Annotated in this window: 18 protein-coding genes and 1 pseudogene; 6 read left to right on the top strand and 13 right to left on the bottom strand. The window is 71.6% G+C overall.

The features are described from left to right. Positions 1 to 500 precede the first annotated feature (500 nt). A complete protein-coding gene (locus tag AB0M18_RS15820) occupies positions 501 to 1,814 on the top strand; it encodes an MFS transporter (RefSeq protein ID WP_365758106.1) in 1,314 nt (437 codons plus the stop codon). A 12-nt stretch (positions 1,815 to 1,826) separates the two neighbouring features. Here AB0M18_RS15820 and AB0M18_RS15825 read toward each other — a convergent pair whose 3' ends face one another. The 9 genes from AB0M18_RS15825 to AB0M18_RS15865 all read right to left on the bottom strand — a co-directional run bounded on the left by AB0M18_RS15825 (position 1,827) and on the right by AB0M18_RS15865 (position 8,580). Further along, the gene (locus AB0M18_RS15825; protein WP_365758108.1) at positions 1,827 to 2,912 is read right to left on the bottom strand and encodes a HAMP domain-containing sensor histidine kinase; all 1,086 of its coding nucleotides are present in this window, start codon (positions 2,910 to 2,912) and stop codon (positions 1,827 to 1,829) included. Then, a complete protein-coding gene (locus tag AB0M18_RS15830) occupies positions 2,905 to 3,597 on the bottom strand; it encodes a response regulator transcription factor (RefSeq protein ID WP_365758110.1) in 693 nt (230 codons plus the stop codon). Before AB0M18_RS15830 ends, AB0M18_RS15825 begins: the two co-directional genes overlap by 8 nt. A gap of 66 nt (positions 3,598 to 3,663) precedes the next feature. Then, positions 3,664 to 4,371 carry a VanZ family protein gene (locus tag AB0M18_RS15835; RefSeq protein WP_365758112.1) on the bottom strand — a complete coding sequence of 236 codons (708 nt, stop codon included), beginning with the start codon at positions 4,369 to 4,371 and terminating at the stop codon, positions 3,664 to 3,666. Positions 4,372 to 4,514: 143 nt separating this feature from the next. Then, a complete protein-coding gene (locus AB0M18_RS15840; protein WP_365758305.1) occupies positions 4,515 to 5,876 on the bottom strand; it encodes a lamin tail domain-containing protein in 1,362 nt (453 codons plus the stop codon). A gap of 219 nt (positions 5,877 to 6,095) precedes the next feature. Further along, on the bottom strand, positions 6,096 to 6,515 hold the full coding sequence (locus tag AB0M18_RS15845) for a CBS domain-containing protein (protein WP_365758114.1): 420 nt from the start codon (positions 6,513 to 6,515) through the stop codon (positions 6,096 to 6,098). A gap of 163 nt (positions 6,516 to 6,678) precedes the next feature. Beyond that, positions 6,679 to 7,107, bottom strand: a complete 429-nt coding sequence (locus AB0M18_RS15850) for a hypothetical protein (protein WP_365758116.1) — start codon at positions 7,105 to 7,107, stop codon at positions 6,679 to 6,681. A 56-nt stretch (positions 7,108 to 7,163) separates the two neighbouring features. Further along, complete coding sequence (locus AB0M18_RS15855; RefSeq protein ID WP_365758118.1) at positions 7,164 to 7,730, bottom strand: SRPBCC family protein; 567 nt, start codon at positions 7,728 to 7,730, stop codon at positions 7,164 to 7,166. 182 nt (positions 7,731 to 7,912) lie between these two features. Then, positions 7,913 to 8,437: a hypothetical protein gene (locus tag AB0M18_RS15860; protein WP_365758120.1), complete on the bottom strand. Its 525-nt coding sequence runs from the start codon at positions 8,435 to 8,437 to the stop codon at positions 7,913 to 7,915. Further along, entirely contained in the window at positions 8,437 to 8,580 is a 144-nt protein-coding gene (locus tag AB0M18_RS15865) for a hypothetical protein (RefSeq protein ID WP_365758122.1), read from the bottom strand. The genes AB0M18_RS15860 and AB0M18_RS15865 overlap by 1 nt, the downstream gene beginning before the upstream one ends. Before the next feature lie 120 nt (positions 8,581 to 8,700). Between AB0M18_RS15865 and AB0M18_RS15870 the strand changes: the two genes are divergently transcribed. The 3 genes from AB0M18_RS15870 (at position 8,701) to AB0M18_RS15880 (ending at position 11,510) form a co-directional block, all read left to right on the top strand. Next, the gene (locus AB0M18_RS15870; RefSeq protein WP_365758124.1) at positions 8,701 to 9,336 is read left to right on the top strand and encodes a TetR/AcrR family transcriptional regulator; all 636 of its coding nucleotides are present in this window, start codon (positions 8,701 to 8,703) and stop codon (positions 9,334 to 9,336) included. A gap of 52 nt (positions 9,337 to 9,388) precedes the next feature. Next, entirely contained in the window at positions 9,389 to 9,808 is a 420-nt protein-coding gene (locus AB0M18_RS15875) for a hypothetical protein (RefSeq protein ID WP_365758126.1), read from the top strand. A 76-nt stretch (positions 9,809 to 9,884) separates the two neighbouring features. Further along, positions 9,885 to 11,510, top strand: coding sequence for a multicopper oxidase family protein (locus tag AB0M18_RS15880; protein WP_365758128.1), 1,626 nt, complete (start codon positions 9,885 to 9,887; stop codon positions 11,508 to 11,510). A 26-nt stretch (positions 11,511 to 11,536) separates the two neighbouring features. On the opposite strand, the pseudogene AB0M18_RS15885 reads toward AB0M18_RS15880, so the two are convergent. Next, positions 11,537 to 11,767, bottom strand: a pseudogene (locus tag AB0M18_RS15885) (glycosyl hydrolase 53 family protein); the annotation flags it as partial. Between the two features lie 107 nt (positions 11,768 to 11,874). Further along, complete coding sequence (locus tag AB0M18_RS15890) at positions 11,875 to 13,776, bottom strand: FHA domain-containing protein (protein ID WP_365758130.1); 1,902 nt, start codon at positions 13,774 to 13,776, stop codon at positions 11,875 to 11,877. 292 nt (positions 13,777 to 14,068) lie between these two features. Between AB0M18_RS15890 and AB0M18_RS15895 the strand changes: the two genes are divergently transcribed. Continuing rightward, positions 14,069 to 15,406 (top strand): DUF5685 family protein, encoded by a 1,338-nt coding sequence (locus AB0M18_RS15895; protein ID WP_365758133.1) that lies wholly within the window; start codon positions 14,069 to 14,071, stop codon positions 15,404 to 15,406. 15 nt (positions 15,407 to 15,421) lie between these two features. Here the strand turns inward: AB0M18_RS15895 and AB0M18_RS15900 are convergent, their stop codons facing one another. Continuing rightward, on the bottom strand, positions 15,422 to 16,933 hold the full coding sequence (locus AB0M18_RS15900) for a DUF4246 domain-containing protein (RefSeq protein ID WP_365758135.1): 1,512 nt from the start codon (positions 16,931 to 16,933) through the stop codon (positions 15,422 to 15,424). Between the two features lie 69 nt (positions 16,934 to 17,002). Next, positions 17,003 to 18,334 (bottom strand): DUF1254 domain-containing protein, encoded by a 1,332-nt coding sequence (locus AB0M18_RS15905; RefSeq protein WP_365758137.1) that lies wholly within the window; start codon positions 18,332 to 18,334, stop codon positions 17,003 to 17,005. 224 nt (positions 18,335 to 18,558) lie between these two features. Between AB0M18_RS15905 and AB0M18_RS15910 the strand changes: the two genes are divergently transcribed. After that, complete coding sequence (locus AB0M18_RS15910) at positions 18,559 to 19,200, top strand: GAP family protein (RefSeq protein WP_365758139.1); 642 nt, start codon at positions 18,559 to 18,561, stop codon at positions 19,198 to 19,200. Positions 19,201 to 19,231 lie beyond the last annotated feature (31 nt).

The raw sequence follows: 19,231 nt of genomic DNA on the forward strand, positions 1-19,231 counted from the left end.
GACCGGTGGGCTTTTCGTTTCGCGGGCGGGTTTCGTCCATGCCCGGTTTCGCACGCGTGACTCTGTGTGAGCGCGTCGCAACACATGTGGGGAGCATAGTCAGTTCGGGATTGGCATGTGCCCCGGATGGAGCGGAAGCCTCCATCGATCCCTCCAGGCTGATAAAGGGAAAGAAACTCGAACTGAAGATGTCATCAAGCGATCAAAATCTGTCACGGCGGTGACAGGGATGCGCGCGTCCGACGCCGCGCGCAGGCGCTGAGGGGGTCCGGCGCGGGCAAGGGGGCGCATGGGGGTGGAGTGGGGCGTGCGGAGGTGATCCGGCGGCGGGACGAGCTGATGGGGCCGGTGGGCTAGGAGGGGCGATCGGGTGTTCGAGGTGGGCGCGGGTGTGCCACGCCGGTCGGGGTTCCGGTGGTCGGCGCCGAGGGCGGGCGGCCGTTCCACCTCCGGTGCACCCGGTTTGCGTACGAGGCGCGTCCGGCGGGCAGTGCATGATCATGACAGAGACACCCTCGGTATCGTCCGACACTCCCGCATCGCCCACCCCGCCCGCCCCGACCGCCCACCCGTTACGTCAGCTGCTCGCCGCCTCCGTCGGCAACGCGGTCGAGTGGTACGACTGGTACGCGTACACCTTCCTGGCCGCCTACCTCGCCCGCCAGGTCTTCCCGCCCGGCACCGGCAACTCCCTCGTCCCGCTGCTCTCCACGTTCGCGGTCTTCGCCGTCGGATTCTTCATGCGGCCCGTCGGCGGCCTCCTCATGGGCGCCGTCGCCGACCGGCGCGGCCGGCGCACCGCGCTCACCGTCACCATTCTCCTGATGGGCGCCAGCAGTCTGCTCGTCGGCCTCACCCCCACCTACGCCGCCGCCGGAGTCCTGGCCCCGGTCGTGCTCGTGACCGCCCGACTGCTCCAAGGACTCTCGGTGGGCGGGGAGTTCGCGGCCTCGACGACCTTCCTGGTGGAGTCGGCCGCGCCCGGCCGGCGCGGACTGTTCTCCTCCTTCCAGTACGTCTCCACCTCCATCGGCCAGCTCGCCGCCTCCGGCGTCGCCGCGCTGCTCGTCGCCGTCCTGTCCGAGTCCGCCATGGACGGCTGGGGCTGGCGGGTGCCGTTCCTGCTCGGCGCCGTGCTCAGCCTCGCCGGCTTCTGGATCCGGCGCGGCGCCGAGGAGACCCGTGCGGAGCGGCCCGCGGACGAACGCCGCCCCGGACTCCTCGACGCGCTCCGGTACCACCCGCGTGCCTCCCTCCTGATCGGCGGCATCACCGCCGGCGGCACCCTCGCGTACTACACCTGGACCTCGTACCTGCCGACGTACGCCGAGCTCAACACCGGCATCGCCAAGGAGGACGCGCTGCTCGCGGGCACCCTGTCCCTCGCGTTCTTCGCCCTCCTCCAGCCGGTCGGCGGACTGCTCTCCGACCGCTTCGGCCGCAGGCCCACCCTGCTCTTCTTCGGGCTCGGCTTCGCCGTCCTCGTCGTCCCGCTGCTCCGCGCGCTCGACGGCTCCTTCCGCACCCTCCTCCTCGTCCAGTGCGCCGGCATGGTGCTCCTCACCGGGTTCACCTCCGTCTCGGCCGCCGTCAACGCGGAGACCTTCCCCGCCCGCGTCCGTGCCGCCGGCATCGGCTTCCCCTACTCCCTGACCGTCGCCCTGTTCGGCGGCACCGCCCCGTACGTCGGCACCCTCCTCAAGGAACTGGACCGTCCGGACCTCTTCCCCTGGTACGTCGCGGCGCTCTGTCTCGTCTCGTCCGCCGTCTATCTGCGCCTGCCGGAAACCGCCCACAAGCCTCTGGACCGATGACGCAGCCCCGTCCTACGCGGCGGGCAGCCGGACCGTGACGAGGAGACCGCCCTCGGGGCGCGGGGCGAGGTCGAGGGTTCCGTCGTGGGCGCGGACCACGCTGTGCACGATGGCGAGGCCGAGGCCGACGCCGGGGTGCTCGCCGGGCCCGCCCGTGCGGGCGCGTTCCGTACCGCGCTGGAAGGGCTCGGTGAGGGTCGGGACCAGGTCCGGCGGCACCGGGCGGCCGGTGTTCTCGACCCGCAGCACGCTCGTGTCGCCCCGCGTCCCGGTGTGGACCGTCACGGTGCCGCCGGCAGGCAGGTTGTGGACCAGGGCGTTCTGGACCAGGTTGGTCACCATCCGCAGCAGGAGCTCCGCGGAGCCGCTGGTCCGGGCCGGGCCGCCGGTGACGTCGAGCGTGATCCCGCGCCGTTCGGCGAGGGGGAGCAGGGTCTCGGCGGCCTCCTCGGCGACGAGGGACAGGTCCACGCTCTCGCGGGTGAAGGTCCCGCGGTCGCTGCGGCTGAGCAGCAGGAGGGCTTCGGTGAGACCGATCGCCCGCGCGTTGACGGCCTGCAGCCGCTCGACGAGTTCGCCCCGGTCGTGGGTGGGGTCCTGGCGGGCGACGTCCAGCATGGCCTGCGTGATGGCCAGCGGGGTGCGCAGTTCGTGGGAGGCGTTCGCGGCGAACCGCCGCTGCTCGGCGACGTGCGACTCGAGCTCTCCGAGCATGGTGTCGAAGGCGTCGGCGAGCTCCCGGAACTCGTCCTGGCGCCCCTCCAGGCGGATCCGGTGGGACAGCGACCCCTTCCCCGCGAGGCGCGCCGCGTCCGTGATCCGGGTGAGCGGCGCGAGCATCCGGCCGGCGAGCAGCCAGCCCCCGACGAGGCCGAAGACGAGGAGGAAGGCCATCGCCACGGCCGCGGCCGGGGCGAAGGTGTGCACGAGGAGATAGCGGTTCGGGGAGATCCCGAGCAGGCCCTGGTCCTTGTCGGGTACGTAGCGCAGGATGAACACCCACACCACGGCGAGCAGCAGCGCGCCCGCGACGGCGAGGAAGCCGGCGTAGCTGAGGGTCAGCTTCATCCGGACGCTGAGCCCGGGGCGTCTACGCACGGGGACCGTCGTCGGTACGGGCGGGGCCCGCGTCGATGCGGTAGCCGACGCCCGGGACCGTCGCGATGACCCAGGGCTCGCCGAGCCGTTTGCGCAGGGCGGACACGGTGATCCGTACGGCGTTGGTGAGCGGGTCGGCGTTCTCGTCCCAGGCCCGTTCCAGCAGCTCCTCGGAACTGACGACCCCGCCCTCGGCGGCGACGAGGACCTCGAGGACGGCGAACTGCTTGCGGGTGAGCGCGACGTACCGTCCGTCGCGGAAGACCTCCCGGCGGAACGGGTCGAGGCGCACGCCCGCGATCTCACGGACCGGCGGCCGGGCGTACGCGCGCCTGCGGTCGAGGGCCCGCAGCCGCATGACGAGCTCCCGCAGCTCGAACGGCTTGGTGAGGTAGTCGTCCGCGCCGAGCGCGAAGCCCGACGCCTTGTCGTCGATCCGGTCGGCGGCGGTGAGCATGAGGATCGGGATGCCGCTGCCCGAGGCGACGATCCGCCGGGCGACCTCGTCGCCGGACGGGCCCGGGATGTCGCGGTCGAGGACCGCGAGGTCGTAGGAGTTGACGCTGAGCAGTTCCAGGGCGGAGTCGCCGTCGCCGGCGATGTCGGCGGCGATCGCCTCCAGCCGCAGACCGTCACGGACGGCCTCGGCCAGAAAGGGCTCGTCCTCCACGATCAGTACACGCATGCCGGAAGCCTAATCAGCACGGCATATCGCCGGCATATGCGACCCGGCCCGGGCGGCCGGCGATGCTCAGCCCGCCGATACGGGTACGGGTGCTGACCGGTCCGACGGCACCTGCGCCGTCGTGCGCCACCAGCGGCGCGAGGCCAGCGCGGCGAGCCCCGCGCCGGCGGCGTTGACCAGGACGTCGTCCACGGAGGACACCCGGTCGAGCCGCAGGACGTACTGCGCGCTCTCGACCAGGACCGAGCAGCCCGCCCCGAGCGCCAGGATCCGCGGCACGGACGCGAGCGCCGCCCACCGCATCGGCGCGAAGAACCCCAGCGACGCCAAGACCAGCAGATTGCCGAAGATCCCGAGCGGCCCCATGACGACCAGGTCCCGCAACGGCACCAGACTGAACCGCCCGGGAACGACGCCGGCCCCGGCGCCCGGCATCAGGGTCAGCCACAGGAACGGCACCGTCCCGTGCACCATGCCCACCTCGGCCACCGACAGGCGCAGCGCCGACGTGCCGTCGGCGACCGCCCGCCGGAGGCGCGCCAGCGCCCACACCACGAGCCCCGACAGCGGCAGCGCGACCAGCGTCATGAGCACCACACCGTTGAAGGTGTCGTAGCAGCCGTGCCACCGCCCGGCCATGCACCTCGGAGCGGACATCATGAGCGGCCCCCGCATGACGAACAGGGTGCCCGCCAATCCGAGGAACAGGAGGCTGGGGAGCACGATCCCGCGCGTGGGACGGGTGGGTGCCGGCGGCGAAGCGTTGCGGTTCATTCCCTCATTGCAGACCAGGGGCTGTTGTGACGGCGTATGCGATTTTCGATACGCCCGCGATACACCTGTGAGGCGCCCGTGAGCTGCCCGCGGCATGTCCGCGAGATGCTAGCGCTGCGCGGCCCCGGCCCGCCCGCCCGGGCTCAGCAGGTGACGGTGCCCCTGCGGATCGCGTGCCCGCTGGTGTTGCCGTCGTCGGCCCAGTACACCGGCTTGCTGCCGCCGACGCACTCGTCGGCCGCGGCGAGCGCGAAGCCCTCGTTGTTCAGGTCGGCCATGCCGGTCGGGCGGTTGTAGGCGGCGGCGAGACCGAAGGTGCCGCCGGTGCCGATCTTCATCGTGCGGTGCTGACCGGAGCAGGTGTCGTCGCAGACCACCCACAGCCGCGAGGCCTGCGCCTCCCACTGGAGCTCCATCACACCGGACATGCCGCTGCTGATCGTGGCGATCCGGGTGGCGGCCCCGCCGTCCTCCAGGACATAACCGTGGACCGCGCCGGTGCCCTCGACGCCGAGGAGGAAGACGCCCCCGGTGTGCGCGCCGAAACGGCTCGGGTCGTAGGCCGCGCCCGTCGACTCGTCCTTGAAGCCCGCAGCGGTGAGCGTGGCGTCGGGGATCCAGGTGATCGCCTCGAAGCCGGCGTTGGAGCCCACGGCCGGCAGGCCGGCGGTCAGGTTCCACTCCTTCGTGGCGGTCAGCGTCGTACCGGTACCGGTACCCGAGTCGACGTCGTAACGGAGGACGGACAGGCGGCTGGTGCCGGACGCGTCGCCGTTGCGTTCGCTCGCGACGTACGCGCCGCCCGCGGCGCCCGCACCGGTCAGGGTGACGGCCTCGCTGTCGGGGGTGCCGCTGCCGCCGGGGAAGCGCAGGGTCTTGCCGGCGGTCCAGCCGTTCGTCGTGTCCGGCCGCCAGCCGCCGGAGCCGTCGCGGACCAGCCGCCACAGCTTCCCGGAGTTCTGGGCGCCCCACAGCACGGAGCCCTCCTCGTACAGACCGCTGAGGTCCGAGCCGAAGACGTTCGAGCCGTCGGCCGTCGCGACGCCACTGCCGCCGGGCCAGGCCACCGGACCCGTACCGCCGCCGGAACCGCAGTCGTTGAGGGCGCCGAGGGTCAGGGCCGCGGTGCCGAAGGCGCCGGTTCCGTCGGGGCAGCGCGACCAGGACGGGGTGGAGTGGCTGCTCCAACCGAAGCTGTCGACCAGGGTGCTGCCGCCGGGCAGATACAGGCGGGCCTTGTCGCTGGAACCGAGACCGAACGACCCGGACACGTCGAACGCGCGGACCGCCCCCGGGGCGAGCGTCGTCCCGGACGGCACCGTGAACTTCGAGCTGCTGTTCTCGTCCTTGAGGACCCAGCCCGAGATGTCCACGGTGGCCGTGCCCTTGTTGAACAGCTCGACCGAGTCGTCGACGCTGCCGGTCGTCACCACTTCGTTGATACGGATGTCGTCCGCCGGGGCCGCCTGGGCCACGGGCGCGAGCAGGGCCGCGAGGGCGGCCATCGTGGCGCCGGCGACGGCGACACGGAGCGGGGCGCGTACTTCGAGCACGGTGTCCGTCCTGGGAGGAGGGGGAGCGCTGACTGAGCGAGACGAGGGTCCCGGCCGTTGCCGAACGGCGGTCGGCAGCGGCCCTGTTGCCAGGTGAACGCGCGTCGAACGGCGGGTCCCGACGCGCTGCCGTGCGGACGACGGCCTCGGTCGACCCGCCGTTCGCCCTTGTCAGGACGCCGCCGAGACGGACTCGACCAGGTCGCCCACCTTCCGGTCGGGCAGCTCGCGGGCGATGTCGGCCTGGGCGATGATGCCGACGAGGACGTGCTGGTCGATGACCGGGACGCGACGGATGCGGTGGTCGCTCATCACACGCAGCACGTCGTCGGCCGAGTCGTCCGCGCCCACGGTGACGATGTCGTCGCCGGCGAGGTCGCCGGCCGTACAGCGGGCCGGGTCGATGCCCTCGGCGACGACCTTCAGGACGATGTCGCGGTCGGTGAGCATGCCCTTCAGGCGCTCGTCCGGGCCGCAGACGGGCAGGGCGCCCACGTCCAGTTCGGCCATCTTCCGCGCGGCGTCGACCACGGACTCGGTCGAGCGGATGCAGGTGGCGTCGGGGGTCATCAGATCGCGTGCGGTGTTCATGACCGTGCTCGCTCTCCTGTGGGGGAATGCGCGTCCGGGAAATCGTTCGAAAGGACACTCGTGTCCTGCGGAGACGGCCCCGGCACCCGATCCCCGGGGCGCGAACCCGCTCTCTCGTCGTGCGCCGGAGCCCTCACCCGGCCGCTGCCCCTGCGCAGGGCATTCATGCGGGCCGTCGCGCGGGATGCGGCGCCGGCTGGGGGACCAGGCGCATCCGGTGGCGCAGCGTCAGCAGTTCACGTCCGTCGCCGTCGGTGAAGCGGCTGGTCACCACGTACACGCCGCAATGCGCCCGGCCCAGCGGCAGTCGCTCGGCAGGGAGCCGGACCTCGTACGGGCCGCCGGTCCGGAAGCCGCCGAGCACGGTCCGCGCGGTGGAGAGCACCGTCCCGTCCCTGACCCGGGTCTCCTCGAAGGTCAGCCCCTCGATGTCCCGGCCGAGCCGGAACGTGAGCCCGACGCTGATCACCGTGCCCTCCGGCAGGTCCAGCGGCTCCGCGCCCACCCCGTCGTTGTCGCCCCACAGGGGCACTTCGAGGCGTCCCAGATCCTCCGTGTGCAGGCAGAGGTCCACCAGTTCGAAAGCCGTCATCGCGGTTCACCGCCTCGTGCGCCGGGGCCCGGCCCCGCACCTTCCGCCCGTGCCGGTCAGATGTGGGGCGCGCCGGGCGGGGCCTCCGGGAGCTGTCCCGGGTAAGGGCCTGGGCGCTCCGGCGGTTCGGGGGGTTCGGGCGGTTCCGGGGCCTGGCCGGTGCTGTCGGCGGGCCGCAGCCGGCCGCGCCAGCCGCTCTCGGTGCCGTCGCCCTCCTCCACGTACTCCTTGAAGCGCAGGAGATCGCCGCGGACCCGTTCCTCCAGGAAGCCGAGGGCGTCACCGGCCTTCTCGATGATCCCCTGCGGCTCGACCTCCATGGCCAGGCTCACGCGCGTGTGCGCGTCGTCGAGGCGTCGGAAGCTGACGACGCCCTTCTGCCTCACACCCTCGCTCACCGTGCGCCAGGAGATGCGCTCGTCGGGGAGCTGGTCGACGATCTCGGTGTCGAACTCCCGGGTCACGCCCGCCACCCGGGTACGCCAGTGGCAGAGGCGGTCGTCGAGCTGCCGGACTTCCTCGACACCCTCCATGAAGCGCGGAAACTCCTCGAACCGCGTCCACTGGCCGTACACCGCGCGCAGCGGGGCGGCCACCCGGATCGTCTCCTGCACCATGCTCATGTCTCCTCCTCCCGGCTGCGTTCCGCGCACGACGCGTCTACCTGCCGCCGCCCGGAATTCCTCCGTGGACGCCTGCGACTACCCCGTCAGACGCCGCGTACGCATGCCCCGCGGAATATTCCGTGCCGAAAGGGCCGACCCCGCCGAGGGCGGGTACCGCACAAGGGGCTTCCTGGCCGGGATCAGGCAGGGGCGGCTTGGCGCTCCTTGTGCCGCTGCCCGTGTCGGGTCCGGCCCTGTGGCTTGTACACCGACAGGGCGGTCGCGCCGAGGAGTACGAGCAGGGCCGCGCCGGACTGGACGACGAGCCGGGTCCGCAGGTCCACCAGGTCGGCGCCGGTCCAGCCAGGGGCGGCCGCCGCGGTGGCGACACGGCTGATCGGCGGCAGGTGGAGGAGGAGCGCCCCGGTGGCGAGCACCGTGATCGCGAGCTTCACGGTGATCCAGTAGTGGCGCAGCAGCCCCCAGGTCGTGCCGAGCGACGACACGACGCCGGTCACGAGCGAGGCGAGGCAGAGCGGCACGATCACGTACCAGCCGGTCACGTCCATGGCCACGTAGGCCGGTCCGACCGTCGCCGCGTCCCGCGTGGCAAGGCCGGTGACGGCGAGGGCCAGGAAGACCGCGACCGCGCCGAACCAGCCCACCGACGCCGTCACATGGGCGGTGAGGGCGAGCTTGCGCACGCGGGGGGACATCGTCGCCATCAGCCGTGCCCTCGCATGCCGCCCCCGGTCAGGTGGAGGGCGACGAAGACCACGAGGAGGACGGCCGCGCCGATCAGGAGTGCGGTCACCCAGCGGGGCCGGGGCGGGTGCTGCGGGGCCGGCCGGTCGGGTGCGTCGGGCATCGGAGAACTCCGTCTCGTACGAGGACATGAGGAGCAGGCGCTCCACGCTCAGCTTTTTCGAGACAGAGTGTCTCTGTCAAGTCAAAGTGTCACGACCTTGTCGTCCCGTACATTGGGGGCATGCCGAAACTGTGGAACGAGACGATCGAGGCGCACCGTGGCGCCATCCGCGACGCTGTGCTCGACGCCGCCGCCGCACTGGTCGCGGAGCACGGGCTGATGTCCGTGACGATGTCGCGGATCGCGCAGGAGTCCGGCATCGGGCGGGCGACGCTGTACAAGTACTTCCCGGACGTCGAGTCCGTGCTGGCCGCCTGGCACGAGCGCCGGGTGGCGGGCCATCTGGAGCAGCTCGAAGCCGTACGGGACCGGGTCGCCGATCCGGGCGAGCGGCTGCGGGCCGTCCTCGAGGCATACGCCCTCATGTCGTACGAGCGCCGCGCGCACCACGGCACCGAGGTGGCCGCGCTGCTGCACCAGGGCCCCGGGATCACCGAGGCCCACCGGCGGCTCCTGGAGCTCGTGACGGGTCTGATCGCCGACGGGGCGGAGCGCGGCGCGCTGCGCTCCGACGTGCCGGCCGACGAGCTCGCCGCGTACTGCCTGCACTCGCTGGGGGCGGCGGCCGGGCTGCCGTCGAAGGCGGCGATCCGCCGGCTGGTCGCGGTGACGGTGGCCGGGCTGCTGCCCCCGGCCGACGTCGTGGAGGCGGATCGCGGGCATCATGGTGGCCACCACCACGGTGCCCACGGATAGCCGGGATACCCCCGCCCCGTATCATCGGTGGGGTCGAGGACGGGAGGTGGACGTGGCGGCACACCGGAAGGCCGCGCCATGGGTGGGCCGTTGCCTGCTCGCCGTCGCGCTGCTCTTCGGCGTCGTGCTCATGCACGCCCTCGGCCATCCCGGCGAACACTCCGTACATGCCATGGCGGCCCCACCGGCGGCCCCGTTGGCGGCCCCATCGGCGGAGCCTCCGGGCGGCGCCGCCCGGCCTCCTCACTCGACGCACCCCGCACCCGCCCACGGGGCCGGGGCCGTCGCCGTCTGCCTCGCCGTGCTCGGCGCGGGCATCGGGGCCCTGCTCCTGAAGGGAGCCGCCCGGAGGCGCCTGTTCACCCTCGATGTGCCGCCGCCCACCGCCCGGCTCGCGTACGCGCTCCGCGCGATCCCGCCGCCCGCCCCGCCCGGGTCCCTCCTGACGCTCCTGTCGTTGTCGCGCAGATAGGACGAGCAGCCGCTCCTCGCCACGAGCGGTACGCCGTCTTCCGCACACAGCGACCACGTCGAGAGGTTCCACCGTCATGACCCGACCCATCCGACCCATCCGAACGACCCCACCGACCCCACCGACCCGTCGTACCGTCCTGGGCGCCGGACTCGCCGTCGCCGGCACCGGCCTGCTCGCCGCCTGCTCCAGCGGCTCCGGCGCGCGGCCGGCCGCCGACTACCTCACCCCGGACAGCGAGGTGGTCGGGGCCGCCGAAGCACGGCGCAAGCCCGGTCCCGAGCACAGGGTCAGGCTCACGGCCGTCGAGACCCCGCTCGACCTCGGGGGCGGACGCACGGTCCGCACCTGGGCGTACGGGGACGAGCTCCCCGGCAAGGAGGTGCGGGTCACCGCCGGCGGCACTCTCGCCCTCACCCTGGCCAACCACCTGCCCCAGGCCACGAGCATCCACTGGCACGGACTCGCGCTGCGCAACGACATGGACGGCGTGCCCGGCCTCACCCAGCGCGACATCAGGGCCGGCGGCTCCTTCGAGTACCGCTTCGCGGTCACCCACCCCGGCACGTACTGGTTCCACCCGCACTCCGGTGTCCAGCAGGACCGCGGCCTCTACGCACCGCTGATCGTCGAGGACCCCAGGGAGCCCCTGGCGTACGACCGGGAATGGGTGATCGTCCTCGACGACTGGGTCGACGGCGTCGACGGCTCCACGCCGGACGCCGTCCTCGCCGAACTCGGCAAGGGCATGGGCGGCATGGGAGACACGGGCGGCACGGGCCACGGCGGCATGGAAGGCCACGACATGTCCGCCATGTCGACGACGACCCGCACGGCACCGTCCCCGTCGCTGTCCCCGTCTCCGTCCGGCGGCCCCTCCCGCATGCTCATGGGCGCGACCAGCGAGCTCCTCGGCGGCGACGCGGGCGACGTCGGTTACCCGTACTACCTCGTCAACGGCCGTACGCCGCAGAACCCGCAGACCTTCACCGCGAAGCCCGGCGACCGGATCCGGCTGCGGATCATCAACGCGGGCGGCGACACCGCGTTCCGGGTCGCGCTGGGCGGCCACACGTTCACGGTCACCCACGCCGACGGCTTCCCGGTCGAGCACGCGCGGGCGGACGCGCTGCTGCTCGGGATGGGCGAGCGCATCGACGCCCTCGTGACCGTCGGCAGCGGTGCCTTCCCGCTGACCGCCCTCGCCGAGGGCAAGCACCGCACCGCCCTCGCCGTGCTGCGCACCGGCGGCGGAGCCGCGCCCACCGCCTCCGTACGCCCGAAGGAGCTCGACGGCCAGGTCGTGCACGGTGGCGAGCTCAAGGCCGCGGAGTCCGTCCGCCTGGCGGCGAGCCGGCCCGACCGGACCATCGAGTTCAGGCTCACCGGATCGATGATGAAATACGACTGGGCCGTCAACGGCAGGAAGTACGACCCCGCCCAGCGCTACCCCGTCCGCTCCGGCGAGCGCGTGCGCCTGGCCTTCGTGAACGACACGACGATGTGGCACCCCATGCACCTGCACGGCCACACCTACCAACTGCCCGACGGCGGCGCGCGCAAGGACACCTCGATCGTCCTGCCCGGCAAGCGGCTCGAGGCCGACTTCGACGCCGACAACCCGGGCCTGTGGATGGTCCACTGCCACAACATCTACCACGCCGAGTCGGGGATGATGACCGTCCTCGGCTATCTGAAGTAGCGGCAGCACCGGCCCTTCGGGGCGCGTCAGCGGTGCGCGAGCCGGCCGGCCGCCGGGAGGAGCCTGTCGGCGTGACCGAACAGGGCCTGGTTCTCCCAGCCGTTGCCGGACCCGGGGTCGGCCGGGTCCCAGCCGTTCCCGTCGACCGCCGTCCAGGTCGGTTCCCAGTAGACGACGCCGAGACCGCGGCCGCCCGAGACCGCGTCGACCACGCTCATGACGTTCCGCAGCCACGCCGACTGGCCGGCCGCGCTCGACCTGGCGGGTGCTCGACGCCGACACCGGCGCCGTGCCGAGGGGCGAGAGACCCCCGGCCGGTCCGTGCGGCGTGGCCCCACGCCCCGCCGCACGGACACCCGCGTGATCACGAAGCCGCGGGAGTCCTCGTCGCGGCGGTCGTGGGCGAGGAGTCCTGCTGGTAGAAGATGTCGATGTCCACCTCTTCGCCGCCGACGATCAGTGTGTCCCACGCTCCGCTCTCCCACAGCGTGCGCAGGGTCGAGGAGTCGAGCGTCTCCAGGTGGTTCCGGAGCGTCGCGTCGTCGGGCATGCCGGGCAGGCGGGAGGACAGCCGGTCGCGGATCGACCGCAGGCGTTCCATGAGGGCGTCGATGTCCGCGTTCCTGTCGAGGTCCTTCCCCTCCCACTCCTCGATGCTCTGGGCGATCTTCTCCTTGATCGGGCGGCTGACGCCGTTCTCGTCGGTCGTGATCATCGTGTTCCACGCGCGGCTCTTGTGCCGGTACTGGAGCATGGACATCGCCGCCTCGTGGCGGGCGAAGTCGGCGTCGCGGAACGGCCGGCCGGTCCAGGCGCCGTTGAGGGACCGGGCCAGCGAGATGGCGGAGCCCAGACCGCTGTTGAGCCCGCGGCCCGGCCAGAAGTGGATGGCGTTGGCGGCGTCGCCGAGCAGGAATCCGTACGTCCCGGGGGAGGTCGACGTGGCCGAGTGCAGACGGGTGGTGAACCTGGGGCGCTGCACCATGTCGAGCCGGAAGGCGGTGACGGCGCTCAGGTCCTTCTCGGCGACACTGAACAGCGCAAGCCCCTCGAGCACCCGCTTCCACAGGGCGGAGCCCCTGACCATGGCGGGCAGGAAGAGCGTGCTGTGCGTCGAGCACTGGAAGTCGCCGTGGTCGTCACGCCCCATGACGCAGGGGCGTGAGGCGATGCACTCCTCGAAGACATGCCGGACCGGGTCGATGCCGACCACTTCCGCGGCCTCGGCGTCGGTGAGCCGCATGTTCAGGAAGCCCTCGCCGCGCAGGGCGTTGAGGAGGAAGCAGTTCTGGGCCACGGTCAGCAGGACCGTCATGGGGTCCGTCAGGGCCGACTTCACCCGCAGGCCCAGGACGACGTCCTGCACGTGCTGCCCGTGCAGGGAGTAGATGGACTTGTCGGCGTTGCCGAACTTGTCGGCGAAATACTCCCGGGTGCGGGAGCGGCCGCCCTCGCAGATGGCGAGCACGTGGTCCCTGGGCCCGGACTTCTGGTGCTCGGCCGGGTCGAACGCCTCGGGGACCAGCCGGATGCGGTCCGGCTTCTCGTTGGCCAGTTCGAGGAGGGTGTCCTCGATGTAGGCGATCCGGAGGTTCCTCGGGCTGCGGCCGCGGATCGAGTCGGGGCCGACCGGCCACATCTCGGTGAACGCGTCGCCGCGGAACAGGCGGCCCTGCACCTCTTCGGGCAGGTTCAGGTACTGGCGGCTCTGCACCGTGACCACCTGCTGCCGGCGTACGTTGCCCTGGCCTTCGCTCTTCCAGACGACCTTCGGCCCGTCCTGGGTCCAGCGGCCGTCGTACACGGTGATGGCGACCCGGTGCCCCATCAGGTGCTCCAGGAGCAGCGCGAAACTCAGGCCCACGGGACCGCCGCCCGACACCGTGACGTTCAGCACCGGCCCGGCCGCCAGGGTCGCCTGGGAGGAGGGGCCGAGCGGGCGCAGCACGGAGAGGTCGAGGATGGTCTCCATCGCGTCGGCCGCTTCGAATCGGAACGTCTCGGTTCCTATCTCGATGAGATCCCCGGGCTGCAGTTCGTGCGACGTCACACGAGTCCCGTTGACGCGCGTTCCATTACTGCTTCCGCTGTCGTACAACACGAATCCGTGGCCCTCGCGGCGCACTTCGGCATGAAAGCGTGACACGTTTTCGCCGACTATCACGATGCTGTTGTCGCCCTTGCGGCCCAGTGTCACTGGTGTGGCGCCGATCGGGAACTGCTGTCCGGCCAGGGAGCCCTGATGGCCGACAAGCCGAGGAGGCATGGGTCACCCAATTCCATAAGTCACGGATCCGATGACGAATTGCGAAACCGGTCACTCGACAGCGGCACTCCGCATCACACACCGCGAGCTGTCCGGCACGCAGGGCAATCTTAGGGCGGCCGCGAGGTCGATGAGAAGATAGGCGGACTGACTGATCATCACGCGGTGGCCATTCTGTGAAGATGTCACAGTAGGGTCCCGGTCGGGGCGGTTGAGGTGCAGGTGAATCGTGCGCCGGCGGGCCGTCCGGCGGGGCGCGTCCGGGTAGCGGTTCTCACGGGGGAGTACGTCGGTGTTCGGAATCATCAGGCCATGCCGTCATCGGCTGGGCGAGGGCCTGCGGGTCGAGTGGATGGCGCACCTGTGCGGCCTGTGCCTGGCCCTGCGCGGCGAGTACGGGCAGTTCGCGCGGGTGGCCACCAACTACGACGGTCTGATCGTCTCGGTGCTGACCGAGGCGCAGTCGGAGCGCAGCGGGGACTGGCGGCGCGGGGCCGGTCCGTGCCCGTTGCGCGGGATGCGGTCGGCGGACGTCGCGCAGGGTGAGGGAGCGCGGCTGGCGGCGACGGTGTCGCTGGTCCTCGCCGCGGCGAAGATCCGTGACCATGTCGCCGACGGCGACGGCCTGATGGGGCGCCGCCCGGTGGGGCTTGCGGCGCGCCGGATCGCCCACGGCTGGGACCGTGCGGGCGCCGCCGGTGGCGAGAAGCTCGGCTTCGACACCGCGGTGCTGCTCAGGGCGGTCGAGCGCCAGCCGGAGGTAGAGCGGTCGACCGGCCCCGGCGACTCACTCCTGACGGTCACGGAGCCCACCGAGACGGCGACCGCGGCCGCCTTCGCGTACACCGCGGTGCTCGCGGGCCGCCCGGGCAACGCCGGACCGCTCGCGGAGGCCGGTCGTCTCTTCGGCCGCCTCGCGCATCTGCTCGACGCGATGGAGGACCTGGACGCGGACCGGGCGTCCGGGGCGTGGAACCCGATCGCCGTGACCGGCGCGGACCGTGCCGAGGTGCGTCGCCTGTGCGACGACGCCGTCCATGGGATCCGACTCGCCCTGTCGGACGCCGAGTTCGTCGACGGGCGGCTCGTACGGGCGCTCCTCGGCGGTGAGTTGGAGCGTGCCGTCGACCGCGTCTTCGACCCCCGGCACCGTCACCACCAGCACCGTCGCCCGGCGCGGGGCCTGCGCATGCTGCCCTGGCTGGGCCGCCGTACGACGCCGGACACGCCCTCCGAGGCCGGCGCGTGCACGGTCCCGGAGGGGGTGTCGATGGTGTCGGGCGGGTCACCGGAGGGACAGTGCCGGCAGTGCCGCGAGTGGCGCCGGCTGTGCGCCCACTGCCGGTTGTGCCGCAACTGCTGCCGCTGCGACGCCGACGCCGGCGACGACGGAGAGCCCTGCCAGTTCGGGGACGGCAACCGCGGCGGCGGTTCGAGCCGGGACGGTTCCGGCAGGGACGGCTCCGGGGGCGACGGCTGGTTCGGCGGGCACGGCGGCGGCTCGGGCGGCGGACACGGGTCCGGAGGGTCCGGAGGCTCTGGAAGCTCCGGAGGTTCCGGCGGCTCCTGCGGTGGCTCGGGCGACGGCTGCTGCAACCCGTGCAAGTGCTGCTGCGACTGCTGTGACTGAACGACGACGGGCGGCTCAGTGCTCGCAGAGCGAGAACTCTCGCTCGTAGAGCTGCTCGTTGTGTTCGTCGACGAAGAACTTGCGTTCCCGCATGAGTTGTTCGCGGTATTCCCTGGCCTGTTCGAGCGTCATGGTCGAGGTGTCGGACCACGGCTGCTGCGGCGGCACATCGGCGGTCGAGACGATCGTCTCCGACGGGTCGACGAGGAAGAACGCGAGAATCTTGCGATGTCCCGGGCGGGTGGGGTCCGCGAGGCGGAACGAGCCGACGCGGTGTTGCAGGATGTTCGGGAACGCCAGGCAGCGGCCCTCAGGGGTCGCCGCCGATCCCAGCATCTGGTTCAGCGCGTCCTCGTCCTCCAGGCCGTAGACCTCGCGCAGACCGTCGTCGTCGTTCTGTTCGTAGCGCGGGTCGTCGAGCGCCGCCCGGAAACTCAGCCGGCTTTCCGTGATGTTCTCGCTGTCCCAGTAGTAGATTCCGGTCGAGACGATCCGCTCGTTCACCATCCCCTCGACATGCCAGGAACCGCCGGAGTACTCGGGCTTTTCCGGCGTGAGATGAATCGTGGCGAGTTTGACGATGACCTGGAGTCGGCGGCCGCGCAGGTCGACCCGGGCGGATTCCCCCGGCACCTCGGGCGGGGTGAAGGCCGGGGCGTCCGGGACGGCCGGGCGGCGGTTCTCCCACCAGTCGTCCATGGCCTGTTCCCAGGTGCGGCGGGCTTCCGCGTAGGCCTCGTCATCACCGAACGAGGCCCTGTCCGGGTATTCCGGCTCCGAGTCGCCGTACCAGCTGTAGGGATCGGCCTCGATCCGCAGGGGCCGCGGATGGCGCAGATCGGTGAGCACGTTCTCGAAGAGCGGACGCAGATGCGCGAACAGGTCCGGCAGGACGGAGGCCAGTTCGTGATGATGCTCGGGATGCACGTTGTTCACGTACGAAAGGAAGGAGACCTCACCGTCCTCACTGACATCGACGTCCGTGGGCAGCCACTGGAATCTCTCCGAGAACTCGTACGTCGACCATCGGTTCGTCGGGTTCTTCCAGGCCCGCTCGGGCGCCCCGCTCGCTTCCCGCACCAGGCAGAAGAGCGAGGGATGGACCAGATCCAGTACCTGGCCGTCGGACCCGGGATGCCAGTCCTGTTCTGCTTCGGGGACCTGCTCCAGAACCCGCACCGCCTCGCGCAGCCGGGACCTGAGCTTGTCGTCGATCAGGGTGTCCGAATGCCACACCCCGTCGACGGCGGACACCTCGACGCCGCTTCGTCCGTCCCGCAGCGCCGCGTAATGCGCGAGCTCGGCGAGCACATAGCGAACCTGCGCCTCGGTGAGGCCCTGGTCGATCGCCTCCTGCGTCCACCGGGCGACGATGCCGGGATCGTTCCTCTTGTCGAACCACCCCGGCTTCGCCCTGAGGTGCGCGCTGCACTGGATCATCTCGAGTTCCCGCAGCGTGCGCGGTGTCGCGAACGAAAGGGAACGGGAGGAGTGAAAGGGCAGCGGAAATGTGGTCAGGCCGGTCAATGCTCCGGGTCCTCCCCAGTCGGTGTGCGGTGCCGGGAAGGATACGTGAGCGGACTGACAGTGGAGCTCTCAGCTGGTGCGGCGAAGCGGCGGCGGGGTCCAACTGCCCGTGAGAGCGGGCTCCTCGGGCCAGTACAGGCGCAGGAAGACGTTGAAGCCGCCCGCGGGGGCGGGGAGCCAGTTGCTCTCCCGGTCCGGTCCGGGGTTCGCGTGCTGGACGTGGATGTCCAGGGAACCGTCGGGGTTGGTCCGCATGCCGCTGCGGTCGCCGATCGCGTAGCGGTCCAGCGGATTGTCGGCGAAGAGCTGACGCTCGTTCATCATCGTCAGGGACCAGAAGCCGTCGACGGGCGGGGTCTGCCCGGCGTCGAAGTGCAGGACGTAGGTGTGGGCGCCGTCGAGAGGCCGGCCGTCGGCGTCGGTCGTGGCGTGCGGGTACAGGGCGTCGGCGTCGAGGTTGGCTCCGTACCCGAACCGGGTGATGACCGCGCGCTTGGCGTAGTCGGTTCCGTAGTCACCGAGACCCCGGTGCACGGTCCACCCGCCGGAGCCGGCGGATTCCGCCTTGGCGAGGAGTTCGCTCAGGACCTCCGGGCCGCGCCGCGCACCCGCGTCCAGGGTGGCGAGCTCCTCGGGGGACAGGTCGTCCAGGCTCGCGCCGGGCGCGATGCCGAGCTTGGCGACGGTCCCCAGGAACGGGGCGTCGGCGGGGTCCGGAGGGTTGTCGACCATCATCCGGTTGAGCAGCGTGAAGTACGCGCGGCCGCTGAGCGCGTGGACCTTGTCGACGGGCGCCGTCGTGGTGTCGGCATCGGCCGGGACCGGGACATCGGTGGGAGGAGAGTAGGCGTCGGGGTCGCCGGTCCACTCCGACAGCGGAATCAGTCGGGTGCCGTCCTGGAGCCGGTTGACGGCCGGGAAGTCCGAGGGGCCGCTGGTCGCGTACCGGGCGATGATCCAGTTCACGGCGGTGGGCGACTTCAGCAGCGTCAGGCCGGCCGGGGTCGGTCCCGACCAGGACGGCCCGGCGATCAGGAACGGTCCGGCGGACGAGCCGTACCTGCGCCGGCCGACGACGGCGCAGACGTTCGACCAGGCGTCCAGGATCGGCACCATCCAGAACCGGTCACCGAACTCGGGCAGGGCCAGCACCAGTGGCTCCGCGGAGAGGTCGAGCCAGGAGCTGGAGTACAGGGTGTCGGCGTTCGGCGAGACGACCTCGGTGAAGGCGGCGTCCGGTGTGGTGCGCATGTAGCAGAACTGGTTGACCGGGGCCTTCCGCCGCGCGTCGTCCCGGGCCGGGACCGCCGTCATGTCGCTCTTCGTCACGGCCGCCGTGACCAGCGGATACCCGTAGATCCAGGCCTGCGTCGCCAGCTTCTCCATCGACTCGTCCGTCATCGCCCTCTCCCAGGGGTACGGGGGTACTCGTCCGGGCCGACGCTACGAGCGCCTCCCGCTCCCCGCGCGGGGAGTCCGCCGAACGGGTGGCGCGCACGGACGGAACGCGGTCCCTTCGGGGCGGCTCACTCCCATGGGCGTCCACCTCTCGCACGTACCGAAGGTTCGTGGCTGGCTGGGTTCGGCAGACCCGTCCGCGGCCCCGATGACGAGAGCGCCCGCAGATGACACTCGACATGATCCTCATCGGCCTGGCGATCACACTCCACCCGCTGCCCGCCATGGCACTGATCCTGCTGCTGTCCGGCGACCGGGGCGTGCGCAAGGGGCTGGTCTTCGTGCTCGCCTGGCTGGCGTGCCTGGTCCTGGTGATCGCTTGCGTCCTGCTCTTCACCGGCGGGGACCCGCCCAAGAAGCACAGTGTTCCGTCGACCGCCGCCGTCGCCGCCAAGCTCGCCATCGGCGTCGGACTGATCCTGTACGGCGCGTACAAGCACCGCAAGGAGAGCAGGCCCAGGGAGGAGCCCGCCTGGCTGGGGAGGCTGCGCAATGCCTCCTCATGGTCGGGCGCCGGCATGGCCGTACTCCTCCAGCCCTGGGGCATGGTCGCGGCGGGCGCGGCGACCGTGGTGAACGCCGATCTGTCGCAGGGCCTCACCTGGCTGACGCTGATGTTCTACTGCCTGCTCTCCACCTCCACCTTGCTGGCGATGGAGCTGTACGCGACGTTCCGGCCCGCTCGGGCGAACGCCCGGCTCCAGGAGCTGATGCGCGCGATCACGACCCACCAGGACCAGGCCGTCGTCGTCCTCTCCCTGGCCCTGGGCTTCTGGCTGACCGGCAGAGCCATCTTCGAGCTCACCTGACCGCGCTGCGGCAGGGCGGGCCGCCGGGGTC

The sequence above is a fragment of the Streptomyces sp. NPDC051909 genome (genome assembly GCF_040681095.1).
In the GTDB taxonomy this organism is placed as follows: Bacteria; Actinomycetota; Actinomycetes; order Streptomycetales; family Streptomycetaceae; genus Streptomyces.

Excerpts from the sequence above, each read along its gene's own strand:
- AB0M18_RS15820 (WP_365758106.1), top strand. The coding sequence starts at position 501 with ATGACAGAGACACCCTCGGTATCGTCCGACACTCCCGCATCGCCCACC.
- AB0M18_RS15830 (WP_365758110.1), bottom strand. The coding sequence starts at position 3,597 with ATGCGTGTACTGATCGTGGAGGACGAGCCCTTTCTGGCCGAGGCCGTC.
- AB0M18_RS15835 (WP_365758112.1), bottom strand. The coding sequence starts at position 4,371 with ATGAACCGCAACGCTTCGCCGCCGGCACCCACCCGTCCCACGCGCGGG.
- AB0M18_RS15840 (WP_365758305.1), bottom strand. The coding sequence starts at position 5,876 with ATGGCCGCCCTCGCGGCCCTGCTCGCGCCCGTGGCCCAGGCGGCCCCG.
- AB0M18_RS15845 (WP_365758114.1), bottom strand. The coding sequence starts at position 6,515 with ATGAACACCGCACGCGATCTGATGACCCCCGACGCCACCTGCATCCGC.
- AB0M18_RS15850 (WP_365758116.1), bottom strand. The coding sequence starts at position 7,107 with ATGACGGCTTTCGAACTGGTGGACCTCTGCCTGCACACGGAGGATCTG.
- AB0M18_RS15855 (WP_365758118.1), bottom strand. The coding sequence starts at position 7,730 with ATGAGCATGGTGCAGGAGACGATCCGGGTGGCCGCCCCGCTGCGCGCG.
- AB0M18_RS15860 (WP_365758120.1), bottom strand. The coding sequence starts at position 8,437 with ATGGCGACGATGTCCCCCCGCGTGCGCAAGCTCGCCCTCACCGCCCAT.
- AB0M18_RS15865 (WP_365758122.1), bottom strand. The coding sequence starts at position 8,580 with ATGCCCGACGCACCCGACCGGCCGGCCCCGCAGCACCCGCCCCGGCCC.
- AB0M18_RS15870 (WP_365758124.1), top strand. The coding sequence starts at position 8,701 with ATGCCGAAACTGTGGAACGAGACGATCGAGGCGCACCGTGGCGCCATC.
- AB0M18_RS15880 (WP_365758128.1), top strand. The coding sequence starts at position 9,885 with ATGACCCGACCCATCCGACCCATCCGAACGACCCCACCGACCCCACCG.
- AB0M18_RS15890 (WP_365758130.1), bottom strand. The coding sequence starts at position 13,776 with ATGCCTCCTCGGCTTGTCGGCCATCAGGGCTCCCTGGCCGGACAGCAG.
- AB0M18_RS15905 (WP_365758137.1), bottom strand. The coding sequence starts at position 18,334 with ATGACGGACGAGTCGATGGAGAAGCTGGCGACGCAGGCCTGGATCTAC.
- AB0M18_RS15910 (WP_365758139.1), top strand. The coding sequence starts at position 18,559 with ATGACACTCGACATGATCCTCATCGGCCTGGCGATCACACTCCACCCG.